This is a genomic window from Lysinibacillus sp. Bpr_S20 (assembly GCF_023337835.1).
Lineage (GTDB): Bacteria > Bacillota > Bacilli > Bacillales_A > Planococcaceae > Lysinibacillus.
Genome location: NZ_JALNLQ010000006.1, coordinates 135,575 through 147,637, shown reverse-complemented (window position 1 = coordinate 147,637; position 12,063 = coordinate 135,575). Strand labels below are relative to the sequence as shown.

The window sequence follows — 12,063 nt, the reverse complement described above, 5'->3', positions numbered from 1 at the left end:
TCAAACAACCCTCACCAGTTTTAAGCTTTTTGAATAAAGAACGTAATAACACCAGCGTCTTCAGCTTTGTCTAAAATGATATGACCACCGGCTTTGGCCCAAGCAGGGATGTCCGCTAAAGCTCCCTTATCTGTTACCTGAACCTCTAAAATTTCCCCAGAAGCTAATGTATCTATAGCTTTTTTCGTTTTCACTATAGGCATTGGACAAGATAAACCTTTTGCATCTAGTTGTAAAGTTGATTTCATATTTTTTCTCCTTTGGAACGGCAAAGGTTGTAAGCGATTTTGCCTGTTCTGTATTTTTTACACTTTACGAAGGATGAGCGCCTTCGCTTCGCGCTATTAACACGCTGTAAGCATGTATAGTTATTGCATCTTACCATTGGGAGTTTTCTTCATCCCCCAAGAATTATTAGTATTCACCGAACTTTTACGAGTACGGGATAGACAACTCTATCGAACTGCACAACGATTCGGACCAATTTCCATCTCTGTTTGCTCTTCCTGCGTTGGCGTAATCTTACCCATATTTACTTGACGAATATCTTGATATGCATTTGGCTGTGGAGGCAAATGCTCTGTCACAACGCTTCTGAACTCTGCTTCATCCTTAATATTTAAACCGTGATTTTCCGCAAATAATTGTCCAAGATGTTTTGCTACAGTTCCATCTTCATTTAATTCATCAATGATCATAAAATGAGCTGGTAAAACAATTAGATCATTCGATAATTCTCTGTATCGTTTATAAAGTGTTTCGCGTAAATCACCAACCCAGTCTTCTGCAAGACCCGCTAAATCAGGGCGTCCAATTGAATCAATAAATAATATATCTCCAGTCAATAAATACTTGCTGTCCACAACAAATGACGTTGAACCAATTGTATGACCTGGCGAATAAATTGCTCCTACGTCAATTTTGGATGCACCAACTTGTACAGTTGTTCCATCAAGTAAAGGTGTATAATCAAACACAACCTCTTCTGCATCTTTCGGCGGTAAATAATACGTCGCACCAGTAGTAGCAGCTATATGTCGGCCACCAGAAATATGATCCGCATGCAAATGTGTATCGAACACATATTTAATGTTTACGTTTTTCTCTTCCGCAAAGCTTGTGAATGCGTCCGTAAAACGTACAGCATCAATAATTGCTGCTTCACCCTCAGAGATGACCATATAAGAAAGGCAACCTTTCCCTAAACGTACAAATTGATAAAGCTCTCCACCACCTGTTAAATCTCCAACTTTAATCGGTTCTAAATATTCACTCCACGTTTTCATCCCACCAGCTAAATAAGCCACTGTACGACCTGCTTCGGATAACATCTCAGCTACCATTAGCGATGATCCTTCTTTCGCACAAACGACTAACACATCCTTATCGGTTGGGATCTTCGGTAAAATATCCTCAACGCCATCTAATAGCTCAAAATACGGAATATTAAGGTATTCAAATTTATGACCATCGATTTTCCAATCCTCGAATGCATCAGCATTTCGAACATCTAAAATAAATAATTCTTCATTATTAATTACTTTTTTCGCTACTTCTGCTGCGCTCCATTTTAGAACTGACACTTCCGTTACCCCCCAAGGTATTATTTTGTTGATTTTTTTAGCGGAAAGGATTGTCCTCTCCGCCTATATAGTGACTCATTCATGTTAATTAGAATGTTAGTGACGGTGCTGCATCTTTTGCAAACTCTAAGAACGTTACAGCTCCCCCAACCTCGACACCTTCAATAAAATCATCTGTCGTTAAACCCATTACATCCATCGTCATTTGACAAGCGATCATTTTCACACCTAATTCCAGCGCCATCTCCACTAATTGCGGAATTGCTGGTACATTAGCTTTAGCAAACCCTTCTGCAAAATGCTCAGCGCCCGCAGGCATAGGTAATGCATGCATTCCTTGTTTATGAATTAAATTTAACCCTTCGAATGTAAAGAAGATCGCTACTTCTTTCTCTGTTGCGGCCGCTGCCGTCGCAATATTGAACACCTTATACGCATCGAAAAGACCACCGTTACTTGCAATTATCGCTACTTTATTTGACATAATAAATTCCTCCTAAATGTTTTTTGTTAAATTCCCTGTCCAGGAAGTCATCCCCGGCAAAACGTTAAATACCTTTGTAAAACCATGTGCCGTAAGCTTTTGAGCAGCTAAATCACTACGCTTCCCTGTCCGACATACGACATAAATCTCTTGCTCTTTATCAAGCTCACCAATACGCGCTTCCAATTCACCCATCGGGATAGACTTCGCACCCTCGATGTGGCCAAAAGCAAACTCTGCCTCCTCACGAACATCGAGAATGAGACCTTCTCTCTTCATAGCCTCATCTAACTCAATTATTTGCTCAAATGCTTGCTCATCCATCGTGTCGTCTGAGCATTTACGAATGTAATGCTTCAGCACACTTCCTTCTTCCACTGTCCCAATATATTGATGCCCCACAGATTCGGCCCATGCAGCAATATCCGCCTTTGAACCTTTATCTGTCGCTGATACTTCTAAAATTTGGCCATCTACTAAGTCTGCAATTGCCTTTCTTGTTTTAACAATCGGCATAGGACAAGAAAGCCCCTTAGCATCTAGCTGAAAATCTGCTTTAATACTCATAACTTCCCCCTTCATACCTATATGGGTATTATTTTTTCTAAAAAAATATAGCAAGAGTTATAGGCTACTTTACTTCGCCTTCCCAAGCTAGCATGCCTCCAACCATATTGGAAACATCGAAGCCTTGGCTTTCCAAAAACTGAGTAGCACTACCACTACGACCACCTGATCGACAAACCATAATATATGATTCATCTTTATTTAGTTCGTGCATACGAAATTCAAGTAAACCAAGTGGAATATGAATAATGCCAGGAATATGCCCTACTTCCACTTCATCAACTTCACGCACGTCGATTAAATTCAATGACTGACCCTGCTCGAAAGCTTGTTGTACTTCCTTAGCTGAAATTTCCTTCATGCTATTCTCCTCCTAATACGCGCTCATGCCACCGCGGACATTTGTCACACGCTCAAATCCTCGTTTTTTTAATTGCTTACACGCTTGACTACTACGCATCCCACTTTGACAAATGACCACTATCTCTTTATCTTTAGGTAATTTATCGAAACTTGAACCAAGAGGGATATTTTTGAATTGTGGAATGTTACGACCTTTATATTCAGCTGGTGTTCGCACATCAACAAATACTTTGTCTTTTTCATTCAAGATGTTTTTTAATTGCGCTGTCGAGATTGTTCGTACTCCTTTTGCCGGTTTCATGCGCCAAATAAAAAATGCCACTACAACAGCAAGCAAAATCCATGTTCCCAATTAACATAGCCTCCTTCCATATACTATTAAGGGTATATAAAATTTATCTGCTTTTCACGACTAAATCCATCGCTTCTTGGATAGCTGTATTCACTTTTTCAGCATCTCCTTCAGCAGTCGTTACACATTCTAATAAATTTTCACTAACAATCACTCCAATAGTTCGATCAACCGCAGAACGCACGGCAGATAGCTGTGTAATCACATCTTTACAGTTTTTTTCTTCTTCCATCATGCGTAAAACACCACGCAATTGACCTTCTATTCGTTTCACTCGATTAGCTGTTTTTGTACCGTAAGCCATACTATTCACGCCTCCCTTCAAAACGATTGATTGAACTTGCTTACGAGATTCATATTATACCCCATTAGGTATAATGTCAACATCGAAGCTCTAACTTTTTTTAATCAAGTACACCTCGACATCATTGCGTCGGAAATCGGAAAGAAGTTAAACATCGCTACATTGTTAATTCCCCTTATATCAACATTTCATCCCCGTTAATTTCTGGTTTTATCCCAATCTTCACCTCTCTTTTATAAAAAAAAACGAGAAATTCGACGATTCTATCATCGAATTTCTCGTTATATTGAAGACTTATTTCTTTTTAATAGTAATGGTCCAAGCAGCTTCGCCAACTTGTTCATACTCTGTTACCTCGTGCCCCTCTTCAGCAGCCCACCGAGGAATGGATTCTGTTCCTTGTGTGCAATCAAATTGCACTTCTAATTCATCGCCTGAATTTAAATCTTTTATAGCTTCTTTTGCTTCTACTAAAGGAAATGGACAAACCATCCCCATTACTTCTAATGTTTTTTTCATATGAAAACACTCCTTTTTTTAGGCTGTTACTACGTGCGTAGCCTGCTTCGCTTTTTTACTTGGTCGTACAAACACAAAGTAAGATGCTGTCCATGTACCTAAAATCATAAACCCTAATGAAATCCACCCTTGCCAAGTCATCATTGCTGTCATCACCAAGCCATTACCAATCGAGCAACCTCCCGCTAAACCTGCTCCGAATCCCATCATAAGTCCACCACATAAGCTGTTAATCGCCGTTTTTGTATCTGGAATACGGAATCTAAATTCGCCGCTCATTTTTGCTGCGAATAATGATCCTAAGAAAATTCCTAGTACTAGGAAAACACCCCAGTTGATGAAGCTAATTTCCCCCGTCACTAAAAATTGCAAAATATTAGCAGATGGTGTTGTAACGCCTAGCCCGCCTATGCGCCCAGTAGCAACACTTAATGGCCATGCTAAAGTTGCAATCACACCTATAATTGTTGCAGTGATAAATGGATGCCAACGTTTTTCAAATAAAATATGTGCTAATCCCGTTTTTTTCGGCTTTAACCCTGGGATTTTCAATCGTGGTTTCTTTAACTCACGGTATATGATACATGCAACTATTACTACGAAAATCGTTATAATCAACCAGTTGTTTACGCCAATTGTCTCGGCAATAGAATTAGTTTCTACGCTCGTTTCTTTCATAGCCTTATCTAAGGGCAACAATACACCTGACTTCATCATTGCCGCTACGAGCATATAACCAGCTAATGCAATCCAACTACCAATTAAACCTTCTCCTGCCCGATACCAAGTGCCTGTTGCACAACCACCAGCGAAAATAATGCCAATTCCAAAAATAAATGAACCTACAATAACGGCTACGATTGGTAAAGAACCAGCACTAAATTCAAATACCTTTAGACTAATTAAGGTGTATACACCCACACTTTGAATTGCTATTGCAATAAGTAATGCGTAAAACATACGATTATCCTTCGTCAAAAACATATCGCGGAAGCCACCAGTTAAGCAAAAACGACCACGCTGCATAACAAATCCAAGTAAAGCTCCACAAATAAGTCCTGTAATAACCATTTGGACCATCCACAATTCCCCTTTCAATACCCTAGTATTCTTATAAGTTATATTACCACTTGTTTTACTAAGAATTCAATTACTTTTTTAAAACTGCGAAAAATCTAATAACTCTTTCGTGCCTATGCACACAAAAAAACCTTGCTACAAGTGCAGATAACTGCTGCTTATAACAAGGGCTCATATGTTTATTTATTTTATTTTGCTGACTGTATTGCTGGACTAAAGAATTCATAATGAATTTTTTTGCCCTTCACATCAATCTCATGTAAATTTTTAATTTCTTTGTAAAGGTTTCTTATAGATTGTTTTCGTTTTTTTCACAGTATAATTTCAAAGGAATTGTACGCTCTGCACAAATAAAAGTATGCTTTATAACACCCCCTATTTTGTATTTTGCCTATAGAATTACAATGTTTTAATGGTTAAAAATACTGTGATTTAGTTTTGTGCTAACATGTTTATGAAATTCCGGTAATTCCTTTAACGGTTCTTTAAATGTAATTAGTACCTTTTCAATACCGATGCTACTTAATTCTTGTAATTTAGCAATTACTTCATCATAACTACCGATTAACCCAGTACGAAAACCTTCATTATTAGCTACAAAATCACTTAACTGAGTGGCATTTTTCCACATCCCTAACGTTTCTTTGCGATTCTGGAACTGCAGGATCGCTTCTTCATCGGCATGGTCAATAATAGATTGAAATTCTCGGAACGCTTCTTCAGAAGTTTTACGGGCAATCACAAATGCATTAACAGCAAATTTTATCGTCCGACCCTTTCTTTTCGCAATCTCAGTTACATTTTCAATCTGTTTTTGCAACTCTACAATCGGAGCTCCGTTCATAAAATAAACATCACTGTGTACGCCTGCCATAACTTGAGCGTCTTCTGAATTACCACCTTGATAAATTGAAGGATATGGCTTTTGAATTGGTTTTGGTGTAAGCGTAGCATTTTTTATTGTATAGAAATCGCCCTCATAGCTAAAGTTATCTTGTGACCAAAGACCTTTCAATACCTCTAAATACTCTGTTGAACGTCGATACCGATCTTCATGGTTGATCCACTCAATACCGAAGGTTTCTTGCTCTTTTTTAAACCAACCACTCACTAAATTAATATGAAATCTCCCATTTGAAATGACGTCTATTGTTGAACCTATTTTGGCTAAAGTTGCTGGATGGATGAACCCAGGCAAAACAGCTGCTATAAAGTGAATATTTTTCGTTTCAGCAAATAACGCTGCCGCAATCGTTAGGGCATCCAGCTGCCCTTCTTCAGCACTATCATTACCACCAATATTACCCATATATCGGATCGGAAATAAAACAGCATTTATATCTAACTTTTCAGCTAATTTTATCAATGTTTTATTGTACTCAAAGCTTCCTTCTGTATTTTGCTCTATCCTAGAACGTAAAAATCCACCTGCTAAATTTGAGCCCCAAATAACAAATTCCATTTAATGATCACTCCATTTTTTCAAATAATGGTAATACCTTTTCTCCGAAAATTTCCGCTTCCTCTTTATGAGGGAAGCCTGATAAAATAAAGTGCCTTACGCCGATATCAATATACGCTTGCAACCCTGCTTTTACTTGCTCCGGTGTACCAACAATGGCGGTTCCTGCACCTTTTCGAATTTTCCCGATACCTGCCCAACTGTATTGATCAAATCGCTCGTTTTCAGCAGTAAGGACATTCATTCTTTTTTGAGCCACTGAATCTACCGTTTCATAATATCGATTAAGATTCGATTGTACAGGATTTTCAATTTTACTAATAATGTTATAAGCAGCATCCCAAGCCTCTTGTTCTGTATCCCGTACAACTATATGAATTCGAATACCGTACTCTAATTGACGATTATACTTTTTAGCTCGTCTTTCAACATCTTGAATTTGCTCCTGAATGCTCGCAATTGGCTCCCCCCATTGTAAATAAACATCTGCAGCTTTAGCAGCTATTTCCTTAGCCACATCGGAAGAACCTCCAAAATAAATAGGAATACCTTTTTCTTGATAGAGAGTAGGAATCAACTTTCCTTCAGTTACATTAAAAAACTCGCCATCATGATGAAACGATTCTCCTCGCCATGTTTCTTTCACTACAGTTAAAAATTCATCTGTACGTTCATAGCGTTGTTGGTGTGATAAATAGTCGCCGTCTTGTGCTAGCTCTTTTTCTGAACCGCCCGTTACAACATTAACCAACACTCTTCCCTTCGAAAATTGATCTAAAGTTGCTGCCATTTTAGATGCAACTGTCGGTGAAACAAAGCCGGGTCTAAATGCAATTAACGGTTTTATATGCTTTGTCTGATGAACGATCGCAGACCCTACAAGCCAAGAATCTAAATAAGGAATACCTGTTGGAATCAAAATCCCTTCAAATCCTGCTTTTTCTGCAGTTTGAGCTATATCTACTAAATACTCAAAGGTCGGCTCTCTTTCAGGCTGCTTTAACCCTAAATACCTGCCGTCTCCATTTGTAGGAGCAAACCAATAAAAATGTGGTTTCATAGTCCTCTCTCCTTACCTAATTAAATTCTTCAACTAGCTTTAACAATCGTTCCTTTTCACTGTAATTTTGATATTGCGCTGCAAAGGTACGAACAGGATCACCTGAATAAAAACGTTCATATAATTCGTGACGCGCTCCAAGTTGACTACCTATTAAATCCCAAGCTAGTTTAATAAATTTGGTTCTTGCAAATGCACTTGTATGTGTACCTCCATAATACGCCTGTAACTTGTCGCCTATTGGCCCATTGATTTCTTCAATAGTAGACGGCACTTGCAGTAATCCGCTTGCTCCAATTTGCTGTAATATTTCCAAAGCACGTGGATAATAACGTGTACCTAAATTTCGGGCAGTCGTTAAAAATCGTTGTTTAGGTAGATATATTCCATTGTGTTCGATAGCTTCATATTCAGCCGCATTTAATAAGCCCTTTATAGTTTCTAACTGTATGATTAACTCACTCAACTTCTCTTTCACATGTAAAAACTCCGTCGCTCCAGCTGTTTCCGCTAGTGCGTTGCCAATTGAGACGACCGATTCTAATTTACTAATCAGGCGTACAACCGTTTGATGCTGACTTAACAAAGATGATGCCGTTTCAATTCGTAGCTTCCAAGCTAATTCAGGATCTTCTGCTACCAACACCCTATCCCAAGGGATTAGAACATTATCAAAAATTAAGACAGCATCCATTTCATCAAAACGAGAGCTTAAAGGGTGGTTGTTTGTATCAGTTGAAGCAAACGATTCTCGACATACCATATGTAGCCCTTGAGCTGAAGTTGGAACATAAAATACATTTGCCATTGGTGCTTCCTCTAATCCTCGCTTATGATAAGAAGTTATGAGCAGTTCATCCACATATGGTGCTGCTGTAGCAATTGTTTTAGCACCACTCACAAAAATACCTTCTTCATTTTTAGTAACTACACGTAATTTCCCATGCTCTATCTCTTCAGCAGATTTTGAACGGTTTTTTTGCGGGTCATGTGCTGCTACCGTTGATAATAAATCTAAATCACGTGCCGCTTCGTATAGTTTTTCAAGCTTTGTTGCAATGCCCGGTGACAAAACATCTAATTGTTGTCTACTTGCATACCAACCTACTAACTGCGAACGAGAATATTCGGATAAACGGCTCATTACGCCAAATGTTTCATCTACCCAACATTTATAAGCTAAACTTTTCCTTTTCAAATCATTGATTGATGTTGGAACTAAAAAAGATAAATGGGCGTTTGCACCTTTTTCTGTTTCATACGTTAAAATCGATTTTGTCGGCTCCACTGTTTGTAAATTTAATAAATGCTGTATTGTTTGAACAATCCCTTTAAAGGCATTATGGTTTTCTAAATTATTAACAATCTCCCCATCTAACCAAACTGTTCGCCCATTATTCAACCTCTGCAAATACGGAATCGGCGTATTCATCTTCGTTTACCTCCCTTTCAACTAAATTATTCAAAAAATGATTTAACTTATTTTTTAAATAGGACTTATCATAAGTTTCATACTGCAATGCATAAACGCGAATTGGATCCCCTGTATAAAACCGTTCGTATAAATCATGACGTGAGCCGAGTTGACTGCCAATAAGCTCCCACCCAATTCTAAATAACTTTTCTTTTGTTCGTGCATCCACCTTTGCCCCTTTATAGTATTTAGAGAATAATGGGTATAGTTCATGGTTTTCTGGAATTGGAAATGACGATAATTGAATAAAGCCTCCTGCACCAATCTGCTTTAAAATATCTAGAGCACGGCCATAGAAATGGGTACCTAAATTTCTTGCTGTTTGTAGTGGCGTAATATTAGGCAAATAAACATTCTGCTCATTTAGAAGCCCTTCTTTTTCTGATGAAATTAATAAAGCTTCAATACTATCAATTTGTGTATAAAGTTCCCCTATTTTTTCTTGAACATGTAGAAAGTAATCTGCACCAATTGATTGAGCTATTGCTGTTGTAACTCCAGCAATAAATTCTAATTTTGATAGTAAACGAACCACCGTTTGATGCTGTGCTAGCGCATCGATTTGCTGATGCTGATGAGCTTTCAACACGCCCTCAGGTGAACCTTTAATAAGCACCCTATCCCACGGAATTAAAACATCGTCAAATAATAAAACAGCGTCCATTTCATCGAATCTTGAACTTAATTTATGATGCTCTTTATTTGAAGCAAATGATTCTCGACAAACAATTTGTAGCCCAGGTAAATTTAATGGCACAATAAACATATTTGCTTGTGCTATTTGATTTGATGATAATTTTTGCGGAGAGGTAACAATGACATCATGTGCATACGGAGCACCAGTTGCAATCATTTTAGCCCCTCGTACAACTACCCCCTCCTCGGTCTCCCGTATAATATGCAATAATGCGTCTTCATCTTGCTCTTCTGCTGGTTTCGAACGATCAATTTGAGGATCCAAAATTGCAGTAGTAACAATTCGCCGTTCATCTCTAGCTAACTCATAATATTTCGTTATTTTTTCAACAAATCCAACATCATATTGCGCAAACTGATGACGATCCAAATAGTATCCGGTAATTAGAGAATTAGCATAATCAGATAAACGACTCATCACTCCATATGTTTTATTCGACCATAGAGCAAATGCTTTTTTACGCTTTATTAAGTCCTCATAACTACGTGGAATATAAAATGCACTATGAGCAAATCGATTACTTTTCGGACTTTTAAAGCCTGCAATGCTTTGTTTCTTCTCATCATCTAGAAGTGCTAATAAATTTGTGATAGTTACTAATGTTCCCGTAAAAGCAGGATGAGTTGTTACGTCCACTTTTACTCCGTCTAGCCACACACTTCTTCCATCTTTCAAACTTCCACTAAAAGACATTTATTATCTCCAACTCCTTTTCATGAACACAAAAAACTCCCACCAAATCTCCTTCGCAAATCTTTGCTTAAGACATCAATGAGAGCTCCATTTTTATGGTCACTATGAATATTTTTTAGGCTAAAAACAAAATCGGAGCTTTCAGTTCTAAAACTAAAGCTCCGATTTTTTCAGTCGCCACATTATATAAATTAATTTACATATTAAACCAAACAAAACCGATAAGTCAAGTATATTTTAAAAAATCAATTAATCAATGATGCCTCGACATAATTGAGTCCGCCGCATTCATCTCTCCACCTATAGAAGTGGGAGACTTCTGTTACCTGTCTCTTCGCTTTCGCTACCAAAACACTTACTGAAAGAAGTTAAAAACTTATTGATTTTTAAAAAGCGTTTGCTATAATCCCACTAATCCAATTGGTATTAAAATAATTACTGACCGGAATCACCGGAGGCGTGTAAACAATTGTCGTTTACGCGTTTTTTTATTGCTTATATTTAGTAGTCAGTGTCAATATTACTTTTTTAGATAATGGAGGATAAAATAATGAAACAATTTCTTTTCCTTTTAAGTACTATGCTATTGATATCAGTGTTAGCAGCTTGTAATTCAAACGGAACTGCACAAGATACATCAAATATAACAATTAAAATAGGTTTTACACCCGGTCCATACAGCGACCAATTTCAATACGGCATTGCACCGATACTAAAAGAAAAAGGATACACAATTGAAACAATTGAATTCAGTAATATCGTCCAGCCTAATATCGCTTTAGGTGATGGCTCAATTGATGCTAATATTTTTCAGCACACGGCCTATTTGGAAAACTTTAAAAAAGAGAAGCATTTAGATTTGACAGAAATACTTAAAGTTCCTACTGCACCAATGGGGGTCTATTCAGATCGTTTTGATTCTATCAACAGTTTAGAGAAAAATAAAGAATATACAGTAGCAATTCCTAATGATCCAGATAATATTGCACGTGCTCTACGAATCTTAGACGATCTTGGATGGATTGAACTAAAAGAAGGTTATTCATCCACTACAGTGAGTAAACAAGATATCAGTAAATATGTATACACTATTGATTTCGTCGAAATGGAGCAAGCACAATTGCCACGTTCACTGCCTGACGTAGATTTTGCACTTGTAAATGGTAACTTTATTTTGTCATCTGGAAGAAAACTATCATCGAACTTAGCATTAGAGAACCCAACCTTCGAATACCAAAACCTATTAGCAGTTCGTACTGAGGATAAAGATAAAAAATTTGTAAAGGATTTAATTGAAGCATATCATTCTGCAGCTTTTCAAAAATTTATTGAATCTAATAAAGCCTACGAAGGATTTCATCGACCAGATTATTTTAAAAACTAATTCTTTATGAAATTAAAAAGATGACGTGCTTTTAAATAAAA

14 protein-coding genes are annotated in these 12,063 nt (G+C 37.5%); 1 reads left to right on the top strand and 13 read right to left on the bottom strand.

The annotated features are described in order from the left end of the window. Positions 1-20: 20 nt before the first annotated feature. From MWJ95_RS16065 to MWJ95_RS16005, 13 genes are all read right to left on the bottom strand, one after another. Positions 21-248, bottom strand: a complete 228-nt coding sequence (locus MWJ95_RS16065; RefSeq protein ID WP_249074801.1) for a sulfurtransferase TusA family protein — start codon at positions 246-248, stop codon at positions 21-23. Between the two features lie 207 nt (positions 249-455). Further along, on the bottom strand, positions 456-1,583 hold the full coding sequence (locus tag MWJ95_RS16060) for an MBL fold metallo-hydrolase (RefSeq protein ID WP_249106711.1): 1,128 nt from the start codon (positions 1,581-1,583) through the stop codon (positions 456-458). Positions 1,584-1,671: 88 nt separating this feature from the next. Continuing rightward, entirely contained in the window at positions 1,672-2,067 is a 396-nt protein-coding gene (locus MWJ95_RS16055) for a DsrE/DsrF/DrsH-like family protein (RefSeq protein WP_249074803.1), read from the bottom strand. Positions 2,068-2,079: 12 nt separating this feature from the next. Next, the gene (locus MWJ95_RS16050; protein ID WP_249074804.1) at positions 2,080-2,634 is read right to left on the bottom strand and encodes a sulfurtransferase TusA family protein; all 555 of its coding nucleotides are present in this window, start codon (positions 2,632-2,634) and stop codon (positions 2,080-2,082) included. Positions 2,635-2,698: 64 nt separating this feature from the next. Then, positions 2,699-2,995 (bottom strand): rhodanese-like domain-containing protein, encoded by a 297-nt coding sequence (locus MWJ95_RS16045; RefSeq protein ID WP_249074805.1) that lies wholly within the window; start codon positions 2,993-2,995, stop codon positions 2,699-2,701. Between the two features lie 12 nt (positions 2,996-3,007). Beyond that, the gene (locus MWJ95_RS16040; protein WP_374110193.1) at positions 3,008-3,298 is read right to left on the bottom strand and encodes a rhodanese-like domain-containing protein; all 291 of its coding nucleotides are present in this window, start codon (positions 3,296-3,298) and stop codon (positions 3,008-3,010) included. A gap of 94 nt (positions 3,299-3,392) precedes the next feature. After that, positions 3,393-3,653, bottom strand: coding sequence for a metal-sensitive transcriptional regulator (locus MWJ95_RS16035; protein ID WP_249074807.1), 261 nt, complete (start codon positions 3,651-3,653; stop codon positions 3,393-3,395). A gap of 294 nt (positions 3,654-3,947) precedes the next feature. Beyond that, on the bottom strand, positions 3,948-4,172 hold the full coding sequence (locus MWJ95_RS16030; protein WP_249074808.1) for a sulfurtransferase TusA family protein: 225 nt from the start codon (positions 4,170-4,172) through the stop codon (positions 3,948-3,950). Between the two features lie 18 nt (positions 4,173-4,190). Further along, a complete protein-coding gene (locus tag MWJ95_RS16025) occupies positions 4,191-5,252 on the bottom strand; it encodes a YeeE/YedE family protein (protein ID WP_249074809.1) in 1,062 nt (353 codons plus the stop codon). A 409-nt stretch (positions 5,253-5,661) separates the two neighbouring features. Next, on the bottom strand, positions 5,662-6,714 hold the full coding sequence (locus tag MWJ95_RS16020) for an LLM class flavin-dependent oxidoreductase (RefSeq protein WP_249074810.1): 1,053 nt from the start codon (positions 6,712-6,714) through the stop codon (positions 5,662-5,664). A gap of 7 nt (positions 6,715-6,721) precedes the next feature. Continuing rightward, entirely contained in the window at positions 6,722-7,774 is a 1,053-nt protein-coding gene (locus tag MWJ95_RS16015) for an LLM class flavin-dependent oxidoreductase (RefSeq protein WP_249074811.1), read from the bottom strand. 16 nt (positions 7,775-7,790) lie between these two features. Further along, a complete protein-coding gene (locus MWJ95_RS16010) occupies positions 7,791-9,206 on the bottom strand; it encodes a 4-hydroxyphenylacetate 3-hydroxylase N-terminal domain-containing protein (protein ID WP_249074812.1) in 1,416 nt (471 codons plus the stop codon). Next, a complete protein-coding gene (locus tag MWJ95_RS16005) occupies positions 9,169-10,638 on the bottom strand; it encodes a 4-hydroxyphenylacetate 3-hydroxylase family protein (RefSeq protein WP_249106709.1) in 1,470 nt (489 codons plus the stop codon). Before MWJ95_RS16005 ends, MWJ95_RS16010 begins: the two co-directional genes overlap by 38 nt. Positions 10,639-11,188: 550 nt before the next feature. Between MWJ95_RS16005 and MWJ95_RS16000 the strand changes: the two genes are divergently transcribed. Further along, positions 11,189-12,022, top strand: coding sequence for a MetQ/NlpA family ABC transporter substrate-binding protein (locus MWJ95_RS16000; protein WP_249106707.1), 834 nt, complete (start codon positions 11,189-11,191; stop codon positions 12,020-12,022). Positions 12,023-12,063: the final 41 nt, after the last annotated feature.

Coding starts and splice junctions, on each gene's coding strand:
- MWJ95_RS16040 (WP_374110193.1), bottom strand. CDS start 3,298: ATGAAACCGGCAAAAGGAGTACGAACAATCTCGACAGCGCAATTAAAA.
- MWJ95_RS16050 (WP_249074804.1), bottom strand. CDS start 2,634: ATGAGTATTAAAGCAGATTTTCAGCTAGATGCTAAGGGGCTTTCTTGT.
- MWJ95_RS16030 (WP_249074808.1), bottom strand. CDS start 4,172: ATGAAAAAAACATTAGAAGTAATGGGGATGGTTTGTCCATTTCCTTTA.
- MWJ95_RS16055 (WP_249074803.1), bottom strand. CDS start 2,067: ATGTCAAATAAAGTAGCGATAATTGCAAGTAACGGTGGTCTTTTCGAT.
- MWJ95_RS16015 (WP_249074811.1), bottom strand. CDS start 7,774: ATGAAACCACATTTTTATTGGTTTGCTCCTACAAATGGAGACGGCAGG.
- MWJ95_RS16000 (WP_249106707.1), top strand. CDS start 11,189: ATGAAACAATTTCTTTTCCTTTTAAGTACTATGCTATTGATATCAGTG.
- MWJ95_RS16045 (WP_249074805.1), bottom strand. CDS start 2,995: ATGAAGGAAATTTCAGCTAAGGAAGTACAACAAGCTTTCGAGCAGGGT.
- MWJ95_RS16065 (WP_249074801.1), bottom strand. CDS start 248: ATGAAATCAACTTTACAACTAGATGCAAAAGGTTTATCTTGTCCAATG.
- MWJ95_RS16035 (WP_249074807.1), bottom strand. CDS start 3,653: ATGGCTTACGGTACAAAAACAGCTAATCGAGTGAAACGAATAGAAGGT.
- MWJ95_RS16010 (WP_249074812.1), bottom strand. CDS start 9,206: ATGAATACGCCGATTCCGTATTTGCAGAGGTTGAATAATGGGCGAACA.
- MWJ95_RS16005 (WP_249106709.1), bottom strand. CDS start 10,638: ATGTCTTTTAGTGGAAGTTTGAAAGATGGAAGAAGTGTGTGGCTAGAC.
- MWJ95_RS16025 (WP_249074809.1), bottom strand. CDS start 5,252: ATGGTCCAAATGGTTATTACAGGACTTATTTGTGGAGCTTTACTTGGA.
- MWJ95_RS16020 (WP_249074810.1), bottom strand. CDS start 6,714: ATGGAATTTGTTATTTGGGGCTCAAATTTAGCAGGTGGATTTTTACGT.